Origin of the sequence: Pseudomonas sp. OVF7 (assembly GCF_030644265.1) — a bacterium.
In the GTDB taxonomy this organism is placed as follows: domain Bacteria; phylum Pseudomonadota; class Gammaproteobacteria; order Pseudomonadales; family Pseudomonadaceae; genus Aquipseudomonas; species Aquipseudomonas gorinensis.
Genome location: NZ_CP128996.1, coordinates 6,735,807 through 6,758,071, shown reverse-complemented (window position 1 = coordinate 6,758,071; position 22,265 = coordinate 6,735,807). Strand labels below are relative to the sequence as shown.

Annotated in this window: 17 protein-coding genes and 1 other RNA gene; 4 read left to right on the top strand and 14 right to left on the bottom strand. The window is 57.8% G+C overall.

All coding sequences use genetic code 11. The annotated features are described in order from the left end of the window. Positions 1-154 precede the first annotated feature (154 nt). The 3 genes from QU606_RS30775 to QU606_RS30765 all read left to right on the top strand — a co-directional run bounded on the left by QU606_RS30775 (position 155) and on the right by QU606_RS30765 (position 2,580). On the top strand, positions 155-721 hold the full coding sequence (locus QU606_RS30775) for a recombinase family protein (protein ID WP_304997946.1): 567 nt from the start codon (positions 155-157) through the stop codon (positions 719-721). A 134-nt stretch (positions 722-855) separates the two neighbouring features. Beyond that, a complete protein-coding gene (locus tag QU606_RS30770; RefSeq protein WP_137200435.1) occupies positions 856-1,467 on the top strand; it encodes a hypothetical protein in 612 nt (203 codons plus the stop codon). Continuing rightward, on the top strand, positions 1,468-2,580 hold the full coding sequence (locus QU606_RS30765; RefSeq protein ID WP_137200434.1) for an ImmA/IrrE family metallo-endopeptidase: 1,113 nt from the start codon (positions 1,468-1,470) through the stop codon (positions 2,578-2,580). It abuts the gene before it with no gap. Between the two features lie 168 nt (positions 2,581-2,748). Here the strand turns inward: QU606_RS30765 and QU606_RS30755 are convergent, their stop codons facing one another. From QU606_RS30755 to QU606_RS30695, 13 genes are all read right to left on the bottom strand, one after another. Next, positions 2,749-3,939, bottom strand: a complete 1,191-nt coding sequence (locus QU606_RS30755) for a GIY-YIG nuclease family protein (protein WP_137200433.1) — start codon at positions 3,937-3,939, stop codon at positions 2,749-2,751. Then, complete coding sequence (locus tag QU606_RS30750) at positions 3,926-6,046, bottom strand: DEAD/DEAH box helicase (RefSeq protein WP_137200432.1); 2,121 nt, start codon at positions 6,044-6,046, stop codon at positions 3,926-3,928. Before QU606_RS30750 ends, QU606_RS30755 begins: the two co-directional genes overlap by 14 nt. 117 nt (positions 6,047-6,163) lie before the next feature. Continuing rightward, a complete protein-coding gene (locus tag QU606_RS30745) occupies positions 6,164-8,938 on the bottom strand; it encodes a DNA methyltransferase (protein ID WP_304997945.1) in 2,775 nt (924 codons plus the stop codon). Positions 8,939-9,438: 500 nt separating this feature from the next. Continuing rightward, on the bottom strand, positions 9,439-10,005 hold the full coding sequence (locus QU606_RS30740) for a helix-turn-helix domain-containing protein (RefSeq protein ID WP_241669088.1): 567 nt from the start codon (positions 10,003-10,005) through the stop codon (positions 9,439-9,441). After that, positions 9,998-10,237 carry an AlpA family transcriptional regulator gene (locus tag QU606_RS30735; RefSeq protein WP_137200430.1) on the bottom strand — a complete coding sequence of 80 codons (240 nt, stop codon included), beginning with the start codon at positions 10,235-10,237 and terminating at the stop codon, positions 9,998-10,000. The genes QU606_RS30740 and QU606_RS30735 overlap by 8 nt, the downstream gene beginning before the upstream one ends. A 463-nt stretch (positions 10,238-10,700) precedes the next feature. Beyond that, on the bottom strand, positions 10,701-11,906 hold the full coding sequence (locus tag QU606_RS30730) for an integrase arm-type DNA-binding domain-containing protein (protein WP_304997944.1): 1,206 nt from the start codon (positions 11,904-11,906) through the stop codon (positions 10,701-10,703). A gap of 173 nt (positions 11,907-12,079) precedes the next feature. After that, positions 12,080-12,473, bottom strand: a transfer-messenger RNA (tmRNA) gene (ssrA, locus tag QU606_RS30725). Between the two features lie 103 nt (positions 12,474-12,576). Further along, positions 12,577-12,855 carry a hypothetical protein gene (locus QU606_RS30720; RefSeq protein WP_024077460.1) on the bottom strand — a complete coding sequence of 93 codons (279 nt, stop codon included), beginning with the start codon at positions 12,853-12,855 and terminating at the stop codon, positions 12,577-12,579. A 136-nt stretch (positions 12,856-12,991) separates the two neighbouring features. Then, positions 12,992-15,802: an FAD-binding and (Fe-S)-binding domain-containing protein gene (locus tag QU606_RS30715; RefSeq protein WP_069077030.1), complete on the bottom strand. Its 2,811-nt coding sequence runs from the start codon at positions 15,800-15,802 to the stop codon at positions 12,992-12,994. Beyond that, entirely contained in the window at positions 15,799-16,470 is a 672-nt protein-coding gene (locus tag QU606_RS30710; RefSeq protein ID WP_168233249.1) for a lactate utilization protein, read from the bottom strand. Before QU606_RS30710 ends, QU606_RS30715 begins: the two co-directional genes overlap by 4 nt. Continuing rightward, complete coding sequence (locus QU606_RS30705) at positions 16,470-17,924, bottom strand: LutB/LldF family L-lactate oxidation iron-sulfur protein (protein ID WP_304997943.1); 1,455 nt, start codon at positions 17,922-17,924, stop codon at positions 16,470-16,472. The genes QU606_RS30710 and QU606_RS30705 overlap by 1 nt, the downstream gene beginning before the upstream one ends. Next, entirely contained in the window at positions 17,921-18,745 is an 825-nt protein-coding gene (locus tag QU606_RS30700) for a (Fe-S)-binding protein (protein ID WP_041161298.1), read from the bottom strand. Before QU606_RS30700 ends, QU606_RS30705 begins: the two co-directional genes overlap by 4 nt. A 134-nt stretch (positions 18,746-18,879) precedes the next feature. Continuing rightward, entirely contained in the window at positions 18,880-20,574 is a 1,695-nt protein-coding gene (locus QU606_RS30695; protein ID WP_304997942.1) for a lactate permease LctP family transporter, read from the bottom strand. 259 nt (positions 20,575-20,833) lie between these two features. Between QU606_RS30695 and QU606_RS30690 the strand changes: the two genes are divergently transcribed. Then, entirely contained in the window at positions 20,834-21,601 is a 768-nt protein-coding gene (locus QU606_RS30690; protein WP_168233247.1) for an FCD domain-containing protein, read from the top strand. A gap of 36 nt (positions 21,602-21,637) precedes the next feature. Here QU606_RS30690 and smpB read toward each other — a convergent pair whose 3' ends face one another. After that, entirely contained in the window at positions 21,638-22,120 is a 483-nt protein-coding gene (smpB, locus tag QU606_RS30685; protein WP_024077453.1) for an SsrA-binding protein SmpB, read from the bottom strand. Positions 22,121-22,265: the final 145 nt, after the last annotated feature.

Here is a 22,265-nt window from a genome sequence, read left to right as displayed (position 1 = left end):
TCGGTTTCGGTCGCTTTCAGCTCCTGAAATTGACGAGCGGATCCGTCCCGTAAACGGTCGTTTATGGCACACCTATTCCAGATGATCTTTTGGACTTGGGATTTACCGCTTTCCTGTCACTTTTCCTGTACCGAAATCAGTGTGAGAAAAACGTATGGGAAAGCGGATTGGATATGCCCGAGTGTCGACTGATGATCAGAACCTCGACCTGCAGCGAGATGCACTTGCTCTGGCTGGGTGCTCAACAGCCTACGAGGAGACCATGAGCGGCAAGTCGGCGGACAGGCCGGAGCTGAGGCATTGTCTCAAAGCTCTGCGCAGTGGCGACACTTTGGTCGTATGGCGACTGGACCGCCTTGGCCGCTCCTTGCCTGACTTGGTTGGGATCGTCAGTCGGCTGGACCAGGAAGGGGTGGGGTTCGAGTCGATCAACGAGCGAATCGAAACCACCAGCGCCGCCGGCAAGCTGATCTTTCATGTGTTCGCAGCCCTGGCCGAGTTTGAACGCAACCTGATTCGAGAGCGTACCCGCGCAGGGCTGGCGGCGGCTCGCGCTCGAGGACGTAAAGGTGGTCGTAAACCTGCGTTGGAAGATGCTCAAGTCCGCGAAATAAAGGCTTTGCTCAAAGATCCACAGATTCAGGTTAGCACTGTAGCCAAGCGATACGGGGTATCGAGAACAACGTTGTATCGGTACGTCGGTAAGACTGGGCCGAGATAACTTGCACCTGGCAGCACATGAAACTGCGACCAGGGGATTATGAGCATCAGGACACGAAGGTTGACAGAAGCGATAATTTGCACAAAAATCCCGGTTGACAGTACCTGTGTTTTGCACGCTTTATGGAGAGGCCCATGCCCCCGATCCAACACCCAAGTGAGCTGGAACCGAAGCTGAAGCCGGAATACGTCGAGCTGATCTGCAATAACGCTCTGGATGCGGCTTACCGTGCGTTGGAAGTCACCTCTACGGATGACGATACCAACTGGACTATGGGAACACTTCCGTATGGCCGCGTCCACGGCCGGTTCAAACGCCTCCACCGCGATCCGGCCCTTCCGTGGCTGCTGCTCACTAACCGCACCATGGACTTCACGCTGAGTGTGAATGGCGTGCTGATGCAGGTGGTAATGGACGATCCCGAGGTCAGAAAGAAAGGGTATCGACTGCAATCCAACCGAGTTGAGCTTTACCAGGCTAGCTTGCTGGGGCCTGCGATCGACAAGAACATTACTTGGCGTTTGTATGTCGATACTGACGGCAACTTTGACGGGCCGACGCTGACTGCTTCGATTCTGGGCTTCGATACCAACCGGAACGTCGTATGTAAGTGGGTGCATGACTACGTTCCTCTGTTTGCTCCTCGTACCACCGAGCTTCCACAAGAGGTGGCAATCGATGAACCATTAGTCGCTCGCCGGGACAAAGATGCAGACCAGAACGCAACACGAGATGCTGATCAGTAAATGAATGACAGAACAGGCTTTCTGCCTCTTGGCGACGAGTTTTCGCCCGACAAGCTCCGTCTCGCTAGATGCGCGGCGGGGCGTTCGCTCGCCGATATCGGAGAGCTCTTGGGCGTTACCCGGCAATACGCGCACAAGCTGGAAGTCAATGCGATTCCTTCTGGCACCCAACTTGCCCAGCTATCTGAAGCCTTGGGCGTGCGCGAGAGTTTTTTCTTCACGCCACGACGCGGTTCGGTGGAGTTGGAGCAATGCCATTTTCGAAGCGTCCGATCCTCCTCGCAGACTCTCAAGAAGACCATTGCGGCTCAGGTCGAGATGTTTGAGCTGCTGATTGACGAGTTGGATAAGGAGGTTGCCTTTCCTGCAGTGAGTTTCAGCATGCTTGAGGAGCCGGTATCCGGTATCAACAAGATCGAGCAGGTTGCTGAAAAATTTCGCCGTGAACAGGGCCTGGGGATCGGCCCCCTGTCTAGTGTGACCAAGCTGGCAGAAAAAGTTGGAGTGCTGGTGGTGAACCTGGCCGAAGCCGATGACAAGGTCGATGCGTTCTCGTTGTCCAACAAACGACCGTTGATCGTGAGGAACACCGCAAAGGTGAATCCATGCCGTCAACGTTTCGACCTTGCCCATGAAATGGGCCATTTGGTGATGCACCAAGGTATTGAGACCGGTTGCCGCCTTACTGAGGATCAGGCTAACCAGTTTGCCAGTGCTTTGTTGATGCCCCGGGCAAGTTTCGCATCAGAGTTTCCCCCTATGCGAGGAAAGTACCTGAACTGGCCGGCACTCAAGGATATGAAGCTTCGTTGGAAGGTAAGCTTCAAGGCGCTCATTTTCAGGGCTCACACCCTCAATCTGCTCACCGCCGAACAAGCTAAATCGGGCTTCACGTATCTCAATCGAAAGGGTTTCACGAAGCACGAAGAGTTTGACGAGTTGATCCCTATGGAGTCGCCTATGCTGGTACAGAGGGCGATCAATCTCTTGGATTACGGTACCTGGAAGCGGGTGTTGACAGCTGCCGGGCTTACGGCAGAGATGGTGACCAGGCAGTACATGCTGGATGTACCGTCATCTCCTTTGCGACTGGTCGAGGCTAACGTAGGTTAAGTCACGATGAAACTGCCTGAGGCAGCCCGCGTGCCGGCACTCACATGGATGCGCATACAGCCGTCGATTATGACGCGGCAGGCGCTCGTGTAGTTTGCAACCCTAGAGGGTATCCGGGCGAAGAGACTGGCTTCCGCCCGGATTTGATCGTCACGCTTTAGCTGCGCCTTAGCTGATCAAGCGAGCCGTCTGCGGATCGTACGCGACACCGGTAATCGACCCATCCCGAATGCGCTCAACCGCTTCGTCGATCACATGCAGCGGTACCAGGAACCATTCCCTCGGCTTGACCGGATTGCCGAAGCGGTCATCGATGGTCAAGTCCAACTGCGCTGCGCCGAACAGGCGGTGGAAGATGTTTTCTAGCCGGGTGCGGTTCAGGTTGTGAAGCTTGTAGGTTGCGACCACTTCCACATCTGCCAGCAGGTAGGTGGCATCCTTCGCCGCGGCGGCGATGCGGGCTTCCACCTTGCCACCGGTCACGCCAATCTTGTGGATCAGCTCGCGGTGCTCGGCTACGAAGGGGTGGCTGGACTGGCTGCGCAGCACATAGATAGTGCCGCTTTCTATGTCGTCCGGCTCGGCTATGTCGCTAAACAGTGGGCCTGAATCTACCCTGATGAGCCGAGATCCGGCACGTCCCTCACTGTCCTTGTAGAGCGCCCGCTGCAGGGATCGTAGTAGAAGATCGCTTTCCGTCTCATTGGAGTAAATGACGCGCAAACGCCCATTCGTCTCCGCGTTCGGCGTCTTGTAGGTGTCGCCCACCTCGGCGACATAGGCAATGAGTCCGCTCAGAATGAAGAAGTCCCCTGCCTCGATGCTGGCGTTCTTGCCAAAGGGCTTGGTTATCCACAGGTTTTGTTTTAGGCCGGCTTCAACCTCATCAAAAAGTGGTTTGAAGCTCTCGAAGTCTTTACATGGGTTCCGGGCTGCAATTTCTTCTGCCGCCTTTATTGCCGCACTTGAACGCACATGCCGCAGCACGGTGATGTCGTCCAGGTCGACGGGCTCACTGCCGATGCCTAGCTCGGCGAGCAAGGCGTCCTCATCCAGGTCACCCACATTTACCGTGGCTACCGCATTACCTGGCAGTAGGCCGTGACTATCCAGGCCGGCCAGTAGGGTTTGTGCCTCCGGCAGCCTGCGTAGCTGATCCAGACGCACTGCGTACAAGCGTTCAAAGATGTCGCGATCTTCGCCATGCAGTGGGGCGCGGCCGTGGGTCTGATAGAAGCGCTGAATGTCCTCGAAGCCAGCGATGATGCGTTCTTCGCGAGGGGTTCGAGTGGCAGCCTTTAGGGGAGCGATTTCAAGGCCAAGCTCAGCGAGCAGTTCGTCCTCATCAATTTGACTCATCGATCACCCCACTTTGTTTCGCTGCCAACTCCTGAGCTTTGTAGCGCATGAAAGCAACAAGGCCTTCGGCCATACGCTTTTCCCAGGCATCTGCAGAGTTGATGTCTGGAAGGCGGCCTCGCTCGCGCTTGAAAGTTCTAGCGCGATCTGTAAGTTCAACCGCCTCATCACGAGGAATGCTCACTTTCTTGGCCGCAATGCTGGCCTGCACCTGGCGTAGGGACTTCTCATCCATCGCCTTCGCCAGTACCGCATAAGCTGCCTCGAAGGGGTTGATGCGGTCGATCAGGTCAATGTCCAGCTCGCGTACGTTAACGAACTTGCGCACGCCATCCAGCAGAGCAGTGCTGCCTTGTACAACGTCACTCCCGTTGGCGTCGGCCTGAGCCAACATCAACTTGGCCTGCTGGGTAATGTTCATGGCGGCGATAGCGTGTTGGCGGATGGCTTCCTGGTCGACGTCGCTCAAGTCCGGGTAACGCTCGCGCACGATCTTGCCCATGCGCAGTTGGGTCAGCTCTTCTGGCAGGGTGTTTTCCTTGTCGAACAGGCCGCGCTCCAGCACGGTTTTATCCTGCAGGAAGCTGGTTACTACTTCGTTCAAATCTTCTTTGCAGATGCGCGTGGCTTCTGTGCTCTGCGGTGTGGTCAGGCCGTTAATCTCGACATGGAATTGGCCCGTGGTTTCATTCACGCCTAGATTAGTGCCGCCTGCTTGGTACCCCTCTGGCCCGTAATTGAAGCCTTCTTTCGGCCCGGTATCTTTCGGGGTGAACTCATAGCGCGGGGCCAGCACCTGTTCCATCAGCAGGCTGGCGGAAATGGCTTTGAGCATATCGTTTACCGCTTCGGCTACAGCAGCTTGATCAGCCATAGGTTCGGCGATCAGGTTGGTGAAGCGCGAGCGCTCCTTACCCTCGGCGTCGCGGGTGGCGCGGCCAATAATCTGCACGATTTCAGTCAGGCTCGAACGGTAGCCGATGGTCAGCGCATGTTCGCACCAGATCCAGTCAAACCCTTCCTTCGCCATGCCCAGCGCGATGATCACATCCACATTGTCGCGGTTGTTCTTCTGCGCCGGGTCTTTCAGTGCGCCGAGCACTTTGGAGCGTTTGCCTGGGTCGCTATCATCCACCAGGTCGGCCACTCTCAGCGTGCGACCGTCTTTGGCTTTGATCAGGTGAAAGCCGGTGGCCGGGTCTACACCCTGCCAATCACCCAGCGCGCTCATGATCTCGTTAACCTCGCGCTCCTTGTCCTTGAGGCTCTCACGGGCATTTACGTTTGGAATGTGGACGATGGTTTTCAGCGCCGGGTCCAGCACCTTTGCGACCGCATCCACGTACCGGCCGGTGTAGAAGAAGTAGCCAATATCCAGCGACTTGAGCCAGCGATAGCCGTTGAGCTGCTCATAATAGGTGTACGTCACCGTCTCAAATTTGTTCTCTTCCGACGGAGCCAGCACGGCCTCGCTGTCTCCACGGAAGTAGGAACCGGTCATGGCAACCAGGTGCACCTTGTCGCGGTTGATAAACGCGCTCAGTTGGCTGCCCAGTTTGTTGTCTGGGTTGGCGGAAACGTGGTGGAACTCGTCGATGGCAATCAGGCGGTTATCGAAGGCGTCGATACCCAGCTCTTCCACAGCAAAGCGGAAGGTGGCATGGGTGCAGACCAGCACCTTATCGCCGCTGTTTAGAAAGGCGCGCACCGCATCTACCTTGGACTTGGCTACACGCGGCTCATCGATGCCAGGGGCATTACACAGGTTCCACTGCGGGGCCACCTGCCAGTCCCAGTAGAAGCCATGCTGGCTCAGTGGCTCATCGGCGAAGCTACCGCCAATGGAGCGCTCGGGCACTACGACGATGGCCTGTTGCAGGCCCTGGTTATTCAGCTTGTCCAGCGCGATAAACATCAGGGCGCGGGACTTGCCCGATGCGGGTGGCGATTTGATCAGCAGGTACTGTTCGCCGCGCTTGGTATAGGCACGTTCCTGCATGGTGCGCATGCCCAGCTCGTTGGCCTTGCTGGATGCTCCAGTATGCGCTGTAGCGATGGATACCGACGGCACCGTGTAGCTGTTGGTCGGGTTGGTAGTGTTAGTCACTGTGATTCTTCCTCCATGAGGGTGCCGTCGCCCGGATATTGTTGATGCGGCCTTTGAGGTCAGCCAACCACTCGCGATAGCCTTCGAGTGGTGTAGTCAGGCTAGCAGGGGTGTTGCTCATGCCTTTTTTCCCCGTGATTTCTTCGGCGCGACCTTTGCTGTTTCCACTGTCATCTTGGTGTATAGGTCAAACAGCTTTTCCAGTCGTTCGGTGTCGTTTCTAAAGCGGCGACCGATATAGATACGCTCCAGCACTTCATCGTTGCGCTCATGGGCGCGACGCAGGTTTTCCGGCATGGTGTCCGGGTCGTACAGGTCGGCGATAGTGGCGGGGAAGTGGGCTTCGCGGGCAAGCAGAATATCCTCGGCACAGCGAGTCAGGTCAGTCTTGTTCTGTTCGGTGAGCAGGGGGACGGGAAAGGTGTTCCAGCCAAGGGTGTTCGAGTATCGAAAGTCTGTTTTAAGCTTGCCGCAGACTGTCCCCACCCAGACTAGGTGAAGTCGCGATGCAATTAGCGCGATGCTCCAAATGGGGGCGCTATAGATCACAGATGCTAGGTTTGAGACCACTGTGGAGTAGTCCGTGATCTCGCAAGGCAAATATGGCCTACGCTCTGAAGAGGCGTTCGGGACTGCAACTGCTCGGTGGCTACTGTGGGGCGCAAATACGAAACGATGCGGTGTATTGGCGTTGTCGTTAGCTTGCACGCCATCACTACTGAGTCGCTGTTGCCGCACCCTTTCAAAGCGAGTTCGAAATTCCTGAATTTTGCTGGCTTCTGGTAGTTCAGCGTCTTCCACCCAAATACACCAACGACTGCCCCCATTGATTAGCTCTCGCGAGCCGACGTAATGCTTGATGAAGTGGGCTGCCTCTGGATTCCTTGCCAGTATTTGGTCCTTTTCCTCTGTGGAGAGGACCAAGGCTCCGCCATCAGTCGGCTTATTCCCGGACTGCATGTGTCCGATCTCTGAGAGTGCGCGTGACCTCTTCGCCACGATCACCGTATCAGTGGGAACAAGATAAGGGCTGATATTTGGCACGCTCCGTACGGTTTCCTCATCAAAGAGTTTTTTCTCGCCCATTGGTCGCGAGGAAAGCCCAAGAATTACACAGGTAACCGCAGCTTTATTGCTTGCGAGATTGCTCCAAAGAAAGGAAGTATGTGCGAAAAATATAAAGTTCCCCTCTTTGAAAACTAGTGGCCACAACATGCCGACCTGCTCGCCTTGCGTAACAGAGTTGGTTGTAACAAACGCACTTGAAGAATTTGTAAGCCTGTTGAACTGCGCTGCTTTAAGAACGAAGGCGGCAACATAGTCTAAATCCTTGTAGCTCTTGAGGACGGGCGAAAATATACGGGCCATATCCTCTTTTTGCTCTGCTGTCTGATTTACGCTCCCTTGGTATGGGGGATTTGCACAAAGATAAATCTCACCACCTTCATTTTCGAAATCTATTTCAGTTTGATCCAGTGGTGTATCAAATAAGTCGTCCGCCACTAGCTTCACACCAGTGCGGTGAGCATCCATCAGGCTCAACCAATCTAGGCGTAGCGCATTGCCGCAAACAATCCAGTTCTGCGCGTTCAGCGGTAGAAATTCGGCCAATGCGTCCTGCTGACCGCGATACAGCACGTCGCACTGAAACTCTGCAATGATCAACGCGAGACGGGCAATTTCTGCCGGAAAGTCTCGCAACTCGATGCCGCGGAAATTTGTCAGAGGGATTTCCGATTTGTTGTTGGCCTCGCCTCGGCGACGATTGATCTCCGCCTCGATCTCGCGCATCTGCTTGTAGGCGATAACCAGGAAGTTGCCGGAGCCGCAGGCGGGGTCAAATACGCGGATGCGTGCCATACGCTTGCGCAAATTGAGCAACTTGGTTTTGTTATCACCTGCAGCGTCCAGTTGTGCCCGTAGATCATCCAAAAACAGTGGGTTCAACACCTTGAGGATATTGGGTACGCTGGTGTAGTGCATGCCCAGTGCGCCGCGCTCCTCCTCGTCGGCCACGGCCTGGATCATGCTGCCAAAAATGTCTGGGTTGATTTTTTTCCAGTTCAGCCTGCCCGCGTGCAGCAGGTAGGTACGTGCAATCCGCGTAAAGCGCGGCACTTCGGTGCTGCCAGAGAACAAGCCGCCATTTACATAGGGGAAGGTGTTGGCCCAATTTGGTAAGCGCGGTTGAACGGTCGTGCGCTCAGCTAGCTTGATGTTCATGGCTCGGAAGATTTCCGACAGCACCTGATCGGTGTTGGAACCATCGCGTTCGCTGTACTGCTCAACCGTCTTGGTAAACAGGCCATCGCCATTGAAGATGTCGGTGTCTTCGGCAAAGAAGCAGAACACCAGACGCGCCATAAAGTGGTTCATGTCGGCGCGACGCTCGGCCTTGGCCCAGTCCGGGTTCTCGTTCAGCAGTTCGACGTACAGCTTGTTCAGGCGGCTGGTGGCGCGCACGTCGATGGGGTTGTCCTTGATCTCCTTGATGGTGGAGATGCCGGCTAACGGCAGCAAGAAACCAAAGTGATTGGGAAGGTCTGAATAATCGCAGGTGATGGTTTCACCTGTGATCAGCTCCTCAGCCTCTACGGTTTGCCCGTCGGTAGCGAAGACGAACTTGGCTTTAGCTTTAGTGGTAGCCGGGCTGGTACGCAAAGCCTTGAGCGTTTCGCCCACGGTGCCGGGCTCGCATGCGGCGATATGAATGTTATTGCGCAGTAGTACGCCGCCGGGTACGTCCGATGCGTTGTTGTTGCCGGCGCGCAGGCGCTTGATTTCCGCATCCTTTCTGCCAAATGCAGCCAAGAAGGTGAGCGGAAACTCCGCTGCGTCAAAGGGCTCTAGGGCCAGATCCGATATGGCGGACTCAATTTCTACTGCATTCATGGTTTACCACTGTCTAGATCGCTGATGCGCGAAGGCGGCGAGTTTAGCGCTAAAATTTGGGGTGATGGCTACATTCAGGTCGGCACATGCCGCTCTGTCGGCTTGGCTTGGCGTCGACTCAGCCCTGCTCAGCCGCATCGGTCTATGCCGGATGCCACTGGATGCGACAGCCGGGCGTCCTGAGCCTGTGAGCGGTGAATCAATCACTGCACGATGCTGGGATGATAAAGGAAGGCGCTTCTGTAATGCTAAAAAGCCTCAGATGGCAGAACTGGCGGGATTCGTCGAATCGAGTTTACGGTAGCTGTTCGTAATCCAATAAGGCTTCGGCGCGTTCGCTCAGGAGGCTGTGTCGCCTCCAGAGCTTCTCTTTTTTATTTTCTCTTTCTTTTTAGCGGCTCAGCCTGAGCTGGATTCCAGCACTATGTAGCTCTAGGTGAGCTAATTCGTGATCAATCACAGCTCAGGCGGATATGTATCACTCTGAGCTGTGCATAACTTCATTGCGAGTTTTTGAGGTGCCTGCGCAGGGTTTCACGGATACCAGGAGGCAAACGATCGAGGTCAATTTGTAGTGATGAGCTATCGACTTGGGCGTTACCACCAGCCAGGTTGATTTGTATATTCAGGCGCTCGATATTCAGTATCTGTGTACTTACAAGATCGCCAGCGGTCATGGCTTTTTTGAGCTCAGAAACGGTGTGCTGGGCGCGGCTTGGCACGTAATCCCAGGTTGCGACGGTATGAGGTTGGCCGTTTTCGAGGAGCTGAACCTTTTCACGTAGGTTGTATTGATTGGCTCGACCGCACTTTTTCTTTGCGATAAGGCCAGCCCCTTCGAGAATCCCTAGTGCCCGTTTGACCTGTGCCTGACTGACTCCCGACTGTTCGGAAATCCGCTGGATGCCTGGCTTCGATAAGCCATCGTCGAAATTGGCGTGTGCCTTGATGACGGCATAAACCGTGAATGCGTGCGGCCCTATTCGGGCGACATCACCCTGATCGATCATAGCCCTAAAGACATGAAACCACTGGGTCTGCGCGCGCAGGGCGGGGGGATTAGCCATTGTTATGCCCTCCACCCAGCTGTACACGCGGCCGGCTCAGGATCCAGGCAGATATCTCCGTGCTGAGCCAGCCAACCGATCTGCTGCTGCCTAGATCATATGGAGCAGGGAATTTTCCCGCTGCTATATCGCGATAGATCGTGGATCGCTTTTTACCGACCGCTAGCTCAACCTCGGGCAGGCGAAGGAAGCGCGGTTCCTCCGGGCTGGGTTCAATAGTTCGTGCTGACATTTGATTGGTGCTCAGACGGTGGCGTTGCAGCAGTCCTCAAGTGCTGCGATACGCATATGTGTTGGGAGTGGCGCTCGGGTTTTCCTACTGCAAAGCAGGGGCGTTTGTTGTGACCCGTGTTACGGGTCTCCGAGAGTTATTGCCGGCGACAGCTGTGCGGATGACAGCTGAAGCTGTGTCTTTGGCGTTGGGGGAGAGGAAAGACCCTGCTGGTACGGAATAGGACTCCGTAGGTTTCTTAGCAGCATTATTGCTGCAGGCGAGCAGGTGCAGAAGGCCCTGCGAGATGCTGGCGATACCCCGATGAGTTAGCCAGAAAATCCATTTGCTAACAGCAGATGGACTTCAAATTCTTAACGCCGTAACCGGGGCAGCGCGACGATCCCAAGGAGTCCTATTAACGTCCGAGGTACGCCTGATTTTTACCAAGCGGGGACCGGTATTGCAAGCCCAAGCAATGAGCTCAGGACTTGATTGCATCTAGGTAATCTGACCAGCGCTGCATCATGTCGCGGCGCTCTGGCAGAAATGATGTTCGGTCATATGCACGGCCCAGTGGATTTTTTACCGTGTGAGCAAGCTGATGCTCCAGAAGATCGGGGCGAAATCCCAGCACCTCTGCACCTATGGTTCTCGCTGTCGCACGAAAGCCGTGCCCAGTCATTTCGTCGCCGCTGATGTCCATGCGGCGTAACGCACTGAGTACGGCATTGTTGGACATCGGCCGGTCGCCTCCTCGTGCCGAGGGGAAGGCGTACCGATGTCTGCCGGTGAGTGGTTTCAGCTCGTGCAGAACCGCTACTGCTTGTTGGCTGAGAGGAACCAAATGATCCGGCCGATCCTGTTTGGTGGCAGTGAGCCCTTTCATCTTGTGGCCGGGAATCAACCACTCGCCCGCATCCAGATTGACCTCCGACCACTCCATGTGGCGCAGGTCACCGGGCCTGCAGAACAGCAACGGGGCCAGTTTGAGTGCACAACAAACAGGCATCGTTCCGCTATAGCTATCCAGTGCTTTAAGCAGTGCGCCGAGTTTTTCAGGATCGGTCACGGCAGCAAAGTGTTTCACCCGCTTGGCTGGGAGCGTACGAGAGAGATTCCCAATCTGGTTGGGTGGGGTGATACCGGCAGCTTCGGCGAACTCAAAAATCTGTTTGTAGATTTGAGCTACACGACGTGCCGTCTCGCGAGCACCGCGCTTGATGATGCGCTGCAGGTTTTCGACCAGCATGGGCGTGCTAATGCTGCTGATCGGGAGTTTTCCCAGCCAGGGGAAGGCATTGAGCTCAAGGCGCTGCCGCACCGTGCGGGTGTACTCCGGATCCCAGGATGATTCGCGAATGGTGAGCCATTGCTTAGCGACCGATTCAAAGGTGTGTTGGTGATCGAGCTGGCTGACCACCTTGGCCATGCGTCTTTGCAACGAAGGGTCTTGTCCGCCGGCAAGCTGAACACGAGCGTCATCACGTTTGCGACGGGCCTCCTGCAAGCCGACCTCTGGGTAAACACCAAGAGCCAGGCGTTTTTCCTTTCCCAGAAAGCGGTACTTCAAGCGCCAGTAACGGCCTCCATTGGGCTGTACTTCCAGGTACAAACCTTGTTCGTCGTAAAGGCGGTATGGCTTGTCCTGGGGCTTGGCGTTGCGGCAGTTGGTGTCTTTCAGGGGCATTGGGGGCACATCCTCTCCGAGCGAGCTGATGAGCGTTTTATGCCCCCATATATGCCCCCGTCAACTGTGGGATGCCCTGGGATTAGGTGGGAAAACGCGGGCAAGAAAAAAGCCGTATAGCTTTGATTTCTCTAGGCTTTACGGCTTTTTTGGGTCTTCCTGGGAAGACTAAATGGTGGAGCCGGGGGGATTTGAACCCCCGTCCGCCAGTACTCCGCTGTCGGTACTACATGCGTAGCCGTGTCTATTAAGTTAACCCTCAGCGACCCGACGGGCAGGGTGCTTTGGGCGAGTTGTGTAAGTTTTAGCCGCTTCGTCCACAACGTACTGCACGGCGATTCTGTTCTATATGACAATCACTTTGGGTTTACAGACATCCCCTGATGATTGCTGGACCCGAAGGTACCAGGAGGGAAGGGCTAAGGCTGCTTACGCAGCGAGAGCGTATTCCCCGTAGGTTTCGTCATTGGCAACTATAGAAAGTTGCAACAGTGGATTTACGAGTTCTGTTACCAACTCGGCATGCACCTAAAGTTTCGCGACCGGCGTCGAATCCTAAACGGCCCCGTGCTTGTAACTCGTTGTTTCTTAGTGAGTGACAAGCCTGTGCAGTGTACGTCAAACGGTCACAGAAGGCCAACCCGAAGGTTGGTCTTGAGCATCCGATGGACTATTTGCCGCCTTTGTCGCTGTCTTGCAGGTCCTGCAACGCTTTGGAGGTGATTTCGATGCATCTTTTGTCATCACCTGCCGCGTGGGCTGCCTTGGCCTGGGACACGGCGGTATCGATCTCGCCGCTTTTGCCACTGGTGTCGGTGGCTAGCAGCGCTTTGCCGTTGTTGATTTTGTCCAAGTTGATCTTGCACAGGTCGGGCTCGCCGGCTGCGAAAACAGGTGACGCCAGCATCGCAGCAGTAATGAACAAGCCAGCAAGAGCGGAACGCTTCATAGGGTATCTCCTTGCGAAATAGGGCTCGACGCTGCTGGCCGTCATGGGCTGCCAGCGACATCACTGATGAGCCTCGGTCGCCGAGGCCTATGCAGATGACTACGCCGGTGCGCAGGGGTTCTGTTTTTTTGCCGGATTAATGCGCCCGTGCCTGGGTGACCCGGTCCACGAGGTACACCAAACCGTGGTAATCGATGCCGCCATGTTGGCTCAGGCCGATCTCGCAGGTGCGGCTGGTGGAGATACCTTCGCTGCAGTATTGCACCGCCTCCTTGAGCGTTCGCAGGGAATGGGCGTTGAGTTCCGGTGTGGTAAAGCCTTTGTCGCCAGCGAAACCACAGCAATGGATGCCTTCCGGGATTACCACGTTTTTCGAGCAGCGTCGCGCCAGGTCGATCAGTGCCTGGCTTTCCCCCAGGTGTTGGGTGCTGCAGGTGACGTGTACCGCGATCGGCGCTTCCTGCGGTGTGAAGTCGAGGCGGTCCATCAGGTGGGTTCGGATAAAACGCACGGGGTCGTAGAGATCCAGGCGGCTTTCGCCCAGGTCTTGCACCAGGCGCAGGGTGCAGGGGCTGGTGTCGCAGTAGATCGGGTCAAGGCCGCCACGGCTGGCGTGGAGCAGGGCGCCGATCAGTTCCTGGCGCTTGTGTTCGGCCTGTTCGGCGTAGCCCTTGGAGGCGAACGGCTGGCCGCAGCACAGGTTGTCCTGGTTGTCGGGGAGCACGACTTGATAACCGGCTTTTTCGAGCAGGCCACGGGTTTTGTCATACAGCGACATTTGCTCTTTATCCCCAGCCGCAGGGCCCATGGCGCGCGAGACGCACGCGGCGAGATAGACCACCCGTGGTCGTTCGTCCGTGACCGGAGGGCTGAAGCGTATGGCTTTTTCCGGCTGCGGCATGGCGTTGGTCCATTGCGGGATTTGCCCCTTGGACAGTTGAGTCACCTTGGCCGACAGCCGCGCCAGGCGCGGGGCGCCCAGCAGCATGCGGGCGCCGTTTGCGACGTGCAGGGTAAAGCGCGCACCTTGTAATGCCGTGGCGAAATGGCTGGCGAGCCATTCGGCGGTTTTCGTATGGTCGGCGTCGCGGGCGCGAAGCTTTTTCACCAGGTCGCCGGTATTGATTCCTACGGGGCAGCGTTGGGCGCATAAGCCGGTGGCCGCGCAGGTATCGATGCCCTGATAGTGGTAGGCCGTTTCCAATTCGGTGGTGTCGACGCCGGCGCGTTTTTTCGCCTGGATGTCACGCCAGATCACGATGCGTTGGCGCGGGCTCAGGGTCAGCCCTTTCGACGGGCACACGGGCTCGCAGAAACCGCACTCGATGCACTTATCCACAAGCTCGTCGGCGGCGGGCAGCGGCTTGAGGTGCTTGAGATGGATTTGCGGGTCGTTGCTGAGCACCACGTCGGGGTTGAGAATGCCATTGGGGTCGAGCAGGCGCTTGAGTTGCCACATCAATTGATAGGCGTCGCTGCCCCATTCCAGCTCGACGAACGGTGCCATGTTGCGACCGGTACCATGCTCGGCTTTCAGCGAGCCGCCAAACTCCACCGCGACCAGTTGCGCGACGTCATCCATGAACGCCTGGTAGCGTGTGACCTCCTCGGCGCTGTTGAAGCCTTGGGTGAACACAAAGTGCAGATTGCCTTCCAGGGCGTGTCCGAAAAGGATGGCTTCGTCGTAGTGATGTTTGTCGAACAGCTCAATCAAGCGGTTGACGCCGATGGCCAGTTGCTCGACCGGGAAGGTCACGTCTTCGATGATCACCGTGGTGCCGGTTTTTCGCACGGCGCCGACGGCAGGGAAGGTGTCTTTGCGAATCGCCCACAGGCGGGCGTTTTCCACTGGGTCTTCGCTGAAGTCGACCTGTTTTTCCATCGGGAAAGCGGCCAGGGACGCCATGATCAGCGCCAGTTGTTCGTGGAGCAAAGAGGATGATGCGGCGCGGGATTCAATCAACAGTGCGCAGGCGTTTTCCGACAACTGCTGTACGAACGCGGGCATGCCGGGTTTGTCCTGCACTGAGCGCATGCTGCGTCGATCCAGCAGCTCAACGGCTGAGACTGGCTGGGTTTTCAGGACTGTTACGGCGTTGCAGCAGGTCTCGACATCCGGGAATACGATCAGCGCTGACGCCTTGTGCGGATGATCAATCACGGTGTCGTAGGTGACCGCGCTGATAAAGCCCAGCGTGCCTTCGGAGCCCACCAGGAGATGGCTGAGGATATCCAGCGGTTCATCGAAATCCACCAGGGCGTTGAGTGACAAACCGGTGGTGTTTTTCAGACGATATTTGTGGCGGATCTTTGCAGCCAATTCGGCGTTTGCCCGCGTCTCTCGACCGAGGCTCGCCAGGCGTTCCAGCAGCGCACCATGCTGTGTGCGAAAGGTCGCGACACTGGCCGGATCTTCAGTGTCCAGGCGGCTGCCGTCCGCCAATACCAGGCGGATGCCGGCCAGGGTGTGGTAGGTGTTTTGCGCCGTACCGCAGCACATGCCGCTGGCATTGTTGGCAACGATGCCGCCGATTTTGCACGCGTTGATCGAGGCCGGATCCGGCCCGATCTTGCGCCCGAACGGCGCCAGCCAGGCGTTGGCTTGGGCGCCAATCACGCCGGGTTGCAGTCGGATTTGCGTGCCTTGCCCACGAATCTCACGGCCGTTCCAGTTGTCCCCCAGTACGATCAGCACCGAATCGCTGATGGCCTGCCCGGAGAGGCTGGTGCCTGCCGCGCGGAACGTCACTGGCACATGATCACGCTGAGCCAGTTGCAGCAGCGCCACGACTTCGTCTTCCGACTCCACGCGGATCACCAGCTGTGGGATCAGTCGGTAAAAACTGGCATCGGTACCGAATGCCAGGGTGGAAAGTGGGTCGTCGAAGCGTCGATTGCTCGGGATCAGCTGTGCGACGTCAGTGAGAAAAGCAGCAGGCAGACTCATTGGTCCTCCAGGATCAGCACCACCAGGTCTTTCGGACCGTGGGCGCCATAAGCCAGTACTTGTTCGATGTCGGCGGTCTTCGACGGGCCGGACACCAGCAGGGCATTGGTGGGCATGCCTTGGGCCCAGGCGAATTGGCGCTGGACCTGATAAAAGTTGTCGTAAATCTCACTGGCCTTGAGCAGCGCAAAGTGCACCGGCGGTACCAGGCTCATCAGGCGCGGTTCCTCTCGCGTCGGCCAGAGAATCAGGCTGCCCGTGGCGGCAATTGCTCCGAGGGTAGTGGTCAGGCTGGCCGGTGTCTCGTTAAACAGTTCGGCTTTCCATTCTTCCACCGGCCGGTCATAGGCTTTGAGCACCGGCAGTTGTGGATTGTTCGCCCAATGTTCGGTGATGCGGCGCCCGTGGGGCGTTGTTGGCGCAATCAGCAAGCTGGGCAGGTCGCGTGCTTGCAGCAGTTGTGCGAGCAAGGCTGGCCAGTCGGCGCTGTGGGTGAGGTGGATCTCCGTGTGCACCGCTTCCATCAGCTTGCGCAGTTGCGCGATGCGCTGCTCGGGCGGGTAGGTATAGATCTCGGTTACCAGGGCTTCGTCAAAATGGTCGGGCACCGGTGTAGTGCCTGTCAGGCTTTGGCGCAATTTGTCGAGGATATTCTGCTTGGCGCTCATCAACGTTCTCCCTGTTTGGCCAGATGCTCGCGTGCCAGGTCATGCAGCGAGCGGACGGCGGGTTTCGGCGCGCTATGGTTTTGCGTCCAGGGCCCGACATTGTTCGGTGCCAGAGCGCGCAGGCGAGTCGCGGCCAGGGTGAACAACCGGTACAGCCTCGGTGAGCGATTGAGCAGGGCCCAGGTGTTCCAGATAAATCGTTCTTTGCGTGAATACTTGCTGCCTTGGCCGCGCATCGCGGGGTGTGGGCTATTCGGTGCTTTTACATTTTCTTCGCGCAGGCGGCGCAGCAATGCCGGAATCGGGATCTTCACCGGGCACACTTCACCACAGGCGCCACACAGCGAGGAGGCACTGGGGTGATCCGGCACTTTCGCCAGGCCGACCATGTGCGGCGTGATGATTTTTCCGATAGGGCCGGGGTACACCTCGCCATAGGTGTGACCACCGATTCGGGTATAGACCGGGCAATGATTCATGCAGGCACCGCAGCGAATGCAGTTGAGTGTCTGGCGCAATTCGCTGTCGGCAAACGCCTGGCTGCGGCCGTTATCCAGTAGCACCAGGTGCACTTCTTGCGGGCCGTCGAGTTCATCGGCCTTGCGCGGGCCGGAGATCATATTGACGTAGGTGGTGATCGGCTGGCCCAGCGCCGAGCGGGTCAGCAGCGATAGCAACGGCACCACGTCGCGCAGGTTTTCAACGACCTTCTCGATGCCCGTCACGGCGATATGCACCGGGGGCACCGTGGTCGACATGCGGCCATTGCCTTCGTTTTCCACCAATAGCAATGTGCCGGTTTCAGCCACGGCAAAGTTGACGCCCGAGACGCCGATATCGGCCTCGAAGAACTTTTCCCGCAGCACGCGGCGACCGATCTGAATCAGTTGGTCGACATCCTGGGTGTATTCCACGCCAAGTTTGTCGTGGAACAACGACGCGACCTGGCTGGCGTTCTTGTGGATCGCCGGCATGATGATGTGGGACGGTTTCTCATGGTCGAGCTGAACAATGAACTCACCCATGTCCGACTCCAGGCATTCGATGCCTTGGGCGGCGAGCACGTGGTTCATGTCCATTTCTTCGCTGACCATGGACTTGCCTTTGATCACTTGCGTGGCTTCGCGCTTGCGAATGATCGACAGCACGATCGCGTTGGCTTCTGCTGTCGTCTGCGCCCAGTGTACGGTGACGCCGTTACGGGTCAGGTTGGCTTCCAATTGCTCCAGCAGGTCCGGCAACTTGGACAGCGCGCGGGCACGCACCGCGTTGCCGAGGGCGCGCAGGTGTTCACGTTCGTGGGCATCGTTGAAGGACGTTGCCCGTTTGGTCATCAGGGAATCCATTGCCTTGCGAAAGTTGTTTCGCAGTTGCGCGTCGCCCAATGCCTGGTGGGCGCGGGTGCGGAAGTCTTCTGACACCTCGACGATCGGAATCAGCGCGGCAGGGTTCATCGTCCACCTCCGGTGCGTTGCCACAGGAAGCTGGCCAGGTGTTGACCGCGCAAGGCCGCGTGCTGTTTCTCCAGGGCGCCGTTGATGTTCATCAGGCACCCGCAATCGGCACTCAGTACCTGATGGGCGCCGGACTCCTGCAAGGCCCGGGTCTTGTCGGCCACCATCGCACCGGAAATGTCTGGCATGCGCACGCTGAACGTCCCACCAAAGCCACAGCATTCGCTTTCATGGCTGTGGTCGACGCGCTCGACATTGCGCAGTTGGCCCAGCAGTTCGCGGCCATGGAGGTGGGTGTTCATTTCCCGACGTGCGGAGCATGAGGTGTGCAGGGCGACTTTAATGGGGGCGCCGCTGTCGTTGAGTTGCACCTTGCATACGAACAACAGGAACTCGGCCAACTCATAGGTCCGCGCGGCCAGGGCCCGCACGTGTTGCAGCGTTTCAGGCTCATCCTTGAACAGGTCTGCATAGTGCTCGCGCAACATCCCCGCGCAAGAGCCGGAGGGCACCACTACCGGGTAATTGTCGGTGAACAGTGCCAGTTGGGCGCGCGCCACTTGCCGGGCCTGCTCGGTGTAGCCTGAGGTGTAGGCCGGCTGCCCGCAGCAACTTTGCCCTTGCGGATAGTCCACGCGGATCCCTTCGCGCTCCAGCAGGTGAATCGCGTCCATGCCGGCTTCGGGGTAGAACAAGTCCACCACGCAGGTGCCGAACAGGTAGACCTTCGGTGGTTTTACGCTGGGGTATTCACGTGGCGGGGCCAGAGGCGCTGCGACACGGGTGGCGTTCGGCACAGCGTTGTAAAAAAGCTCGCTCATCAGGCGCATTCTCCGGGTGGTCCCGGTTATCTGTCCGCCAGGGTCGCTTTGCTCTACGACCCTGCAGACAGGTTGTGGAAAGCTGACGCCGAAATCGTTGTTCGGCGTCGGTTTTTACCCTATTGCGTGTGGTCTCAATGCACCAGCATGCCGGTGAACCAGTAGGCCTGGGCCAAGGTGATCAGCCCGACGATGGTGGCGAAGAACAGGCTGTGCTTGAGGGTGAAGCGGAACAGGTCGGATTCCTTGCCGACCAGGCCAGTGGCGGCGCAGGCCACCGCGATCGATTGTGGCGAAATCATCTTGCCGGTTACGCCGCCGCTGGTGTTTGCCGCTACCAGCAAGACGTCGTTGACGCCGATCTGGTGGGCGGTGGTGGCTTGCAACGAGCTGAACAGGGCGTTGGACGAGGTGTCGGAGCCCGTCAGGAAAACCCCCAGCCAGCCGAGGAATGGCGAGAAGAAGGGGAAGGCCGCACCCGTGCCCGCCAGTACCAGGGCCATGGTCGAGGACATGCCGGAGTAGTTGGTGACGAAGGCGAAGGCCAGAACCATGCCGATGGACAGGATAGGCCAGCGCAGTTCGTAGAAGGTCTCTTTTAAAGTGGTAAGACCAGTCTTGATGTCAATCTTGAGTACCAGCATCGAGATCAGCGCGGAGAAGAAAATCGCCGTGCCGGTCGCCGAAATCGGGTCCAGTTTGAACACCGCCGGGATGGCTGTCGGGTTGGTCACGATGGGCGCAACCTTGACGACCAGTTGGTCCAGGTGCGGGATCGCAAAGTTGAATACCCAGCTGTACATCGAGCCGCCCGCGGCGAACATCGCCTTGAAGGGCTTGAGGGTCCAGATGGTTACCAGCACGGTCAGAATCAGGAACGGCGACCAGGCTTTGAAGATCTGGCCCAGGCTAAACGGCGAGGCGACTGTGCTGCGCGGCAGACCGAAGCCGCCAGCACTGGCGGTGACCGCTGCGCTGGTGGTAGCGCCGGCAATCTGTGCGCCGGCAGTACGCTTGGGCTGCCAGACCTTCAGGAACAGGGTCAGGGACACCAGGCTGGCGAGCGCCGAGGTGATGTCCGGCAGTTCCGGCCCGATGAAGTTGGAGGTGAAATACTGGGTGACGGCGAAGCTCAAGCCTGCAACCAGCGCTGCGGGCCAGGTTTCGCGCACGCCGCGCAGGCCGTCCATCATGAATACCAACCAGAACGGCACGAACAGCGACAGCAACGGCAGTTGGCGGCCGGTCATGGCGCCGATCTTGAATGCATCGATGCCCGTGACTTGCCCGGCGACGATAATCGGAATACCGAGTGCGCCGAAGGCTACGGGTGCGGTGTTGGCAATCAGGCACAGGCCTGCGGCGTACAGTGGGTTGAAGCCCAGGCCGACCAGCAGCGCGGCAGTAATTGCCACGGGCGCACCGAAGCCGGCGGCACCTTCGAGGAACGCGCCGAAGCAGAAGCCAATCAGCAGGACTTGCAGGCGTTGGTCGTCGGTGATCGACAGCACTGAGCTGCGGATGATTTCGAACTGGCCGCTCTTGACGGTCAGTTTGTAGAGGAATACCGCGGCGACGATGATCCATGCGATGGGCCACAGGCCGTAGGCGAAGCCGTAGCCAGCTGCGGCCAAGGCCATATCCACCGGCATCTGGAAGGCAAAGATCGCCACCAGGATCGACAGCGCCAGGGTAATGCTGCCGGCGACGTGGCCTTTGAGGCGGAACACGGCCAGGGCCAGGAAGAAGAATACGATGGGAATGACGGCTGCCAGTGCGGACAGGCCGAGGCTGCCGAGCGGGCTGTAGAGCTGTTGCCAGGTTTGCATATGGGGTGGCCCCTAATTGTTGTTGGTCAGGCACTTCAGTCGGCGTGGGTAATTGGTAAGACCAATTTACAGCCGCTGTTGGCTAGAGTAAAAGCCTGGATAGCGGTGTGTCAATTTGCCGCCTGCGAAACTTTGGTCGTAGGGGCGCGTGCCGGTGCTCTGATCGGATGAATCGAGAGCGCTCTGATAGGTGCCGCAAGTGCGGCGATAGGCCAGAATAGAGGCCCCGGCGAGTGGTCGGGATCGTGGAGAGTGAGTTATGGGGTTTGATCAGGTGCGTCAGCGCCGTTTGTCTGACGATATTGTCGAGCAGCTTGAGGGCATGATCCTTGAGGGCACGCTCAAGTCGGGCGAGCGGTTGCCGGCCGAGCGCGCTTTGGCTGAGCAGTTTGGGGTTTCGCGCCCGTCGCTGCGCGAGGCGATTCAGAAGCTGGTGGCCAAGGGGTTGTTGGTCAGCCGCCAGGGTGGTGGCAATTATGTGGCTGAGTCCTTGGGCTCGACGTTCAGCGATCCGCTGCTGCATCTGCTGGAGAACAACCCCGAGGCTCAGCGTGATCTGCTGGAGTTTCGCCAGACCCTTGAAGCCTCTTGCGCTTACTACGCGGCGTTACGTGCTACCGAGGTCGACCGTGAGCGGCTGACGGCTGCTTTTGAAGCGCTGCAGGATTGTTATGCGCGCGACGATAAAGTGAGCCGGGCCGAGGAGGGGGCTGCTGATGCGAGGTTCCATCTGGCCATTGCCGAGGCGAGCCACAATGCTGTCTTGTTGCACACCATTCGTGGTTTGTTCGATCTGCTCAAGCGTAACGTGGTCACCAATATCGGCGGGATGTACCAGCAGCGCACGGAAACCCGCGACATGCTGATCAGTCAGCACCGGGATCTGTACCTGGCGATTATCGAAGGGCGGGCCGAGCAGGCGCGCGAGGTCTCAACCCGTCACCTGCTGTATGTGCAGGAGGTGTTGGAGGAAGTGCGTCAGGAAGTTCAGCGTATGGCCCGGGCGGAGCGACGCAAGGGCATGTAGCTTGGGTGAGGCACCCAAGCTACGGCGTCACAAGGATTATTCTTCCTTGCCCTTATTGCGCACGGCGCGATGCAGTTCGCGATTGGAATCGCGTTCGCGCTCGGTGTCACGCTTGTCGTATTCCTTCTTACCCTTGCCCAGGGCGATCTCGCACTTGACCAGGTGCTTGCTCCAGTACCAGGACAGGCAGACGCAGGCATAGCCTTTCTGCTGTACGGCGGCAGCCAGCTTGTCGAGTTCGCGGGCATTGAGCAGCAGCTTGCGTGTGCGTACCGGGTCGGCAATCACGTGAGTGCTCGCGGTAGTCAGCGGGGTGATATGACTGCCCAGCAGCCATGCCTCGCCATCCTTGAGCAGCACATAACTGTCGACCAGTTGCAGCTTGCTGGCGCGCAGACTTTTTACTTCCCAGCCGGCCAGGACCAGACCAGCCTCGAACCGATGTTCGATGAAGTAATCGTGTCGCGCCTTTTTATTTTGCGCGATGGTCCCTGTGGGGTGTTTCTTTTGTTTAGCCATAGGGGCGGCATTATAGGGAGTTGCGAGCGTGTCGGCTACGGTCAACCTGTGTGCTTGAGCGTGTTGGACGAATCCCGGACAATGCCGGCAGTTCTTTGGTTTTTTTCTCTCGCGGATCGGGCTGTTCTTTCGCGATGTTTGCCGC

Coding starts and splice junctions, on each gene's coding strand:
- QU606_RS30755 (WP_137200433.1), bottom strand. CDS start 3,939: ATGAGTCAAATTGATGAGGACGAACTGCTCGCTGAGCTTGGCCTTGAA.
- QU606_RS30720 (WP_024077460.1), bottom strand. CDS start 12,855: ATGAAGCGTTCCGCTCTTGCTGGCTTGTTCATTACTGCTGCGATGCTG.
- QU606_RS30735 (WP_137200430.1), bottom strand. CDS start 10,237: ATGTCAGCACGAACTATTGAACCCAGCCCGGAGGAACCGCGCTTCCTT.
- QU606_RS30695 (WP_304997942.1), bottom strand. CDS start 20,574: ATGCAAACCTGGCAACAGCTCTACAGCCCGCTCGGCAGCCTCGGCCTG.
- QU606_RS30710 (WP_168233249.1), bottom strand. CDS start 16,470: ATGAGCGCCAAGCAGAATATCCTCGACAAATTGCGCCAAAGCCTGACA.
- QU606_RS30775 (WP_304997946.1), top strand. CDS start 155: ATGGGAAAGCGGATTGGATATGCCCGAGTGTCGACTGATGATCAGAAC.
- QU606_RS30745 (WP_304997945.1), bottom strand. CDS start 8,938: ATGAATGCAGTAGAAATTGAGTCCGCCATATCGGATCTGGCCCTAGAG.
- QU606_RS30715 (WP_069077030.1), bottom strand. CDS start 15,802: ATGAGTCTGCCTGCTGCTTTTCTCACTGACGTCGCACAGCTGATCCCG.
- QU606_RS30770 (WP_137200435.1), top strand. CDS start 856: ATGCCCCCGATCCAACACCCAAGTGAGCTGGAACCGAAGCTGAAGCCG.
- QU606_RS30765 (WP_137200434.1), top strand. CDS start 1,468: ATGAATGACAGAACAGGCTTTCTGCCTCTTGGCGACGAGTTTTCGCCC.
- QU606_RS30705 (WP_304997943.1), bottom strand. CDS start 17,924: ATGAACCCTGCCGCGCTGATTCCGATCGTCGAGGTGTCAGAAGACTTC.
- smpB (WP_024077453.1), bottom strand. CDS start 22,120: ATGGCTAAACAAAAGAAACACCCCACAGGGACCATCGCGCAAAATAAA.
- QU606_RS30730 (WP_304997944.1), bottom strand. CDS start 11,906: ATGCCCCTGAAAGACACCAACTGCCGCAACGCCAAGCCCCAGGACAAG.
- QU606_RS30740 (WP_241669088.1), bottom strand. CDS start 10,005: ATGGCTAATCCCCCCGCCCTGCGCGCGCAGACCCAGTGGTTTCATGTC.
- QU606_RS30690 (WP_168233247.1), top strand. CDS start 20,834: ATGGGGTTTGATCAGGTGCGTCAGCGCCGTTTGTCTGACGATATTGTC.
- QU606_RS30700 (WP_041161298.1), bottom strand. CDS start 18,745: ATGAGCGAGCTTTTTTACAACGCTGTGCCGAACGCCACCCGTGTCGCA.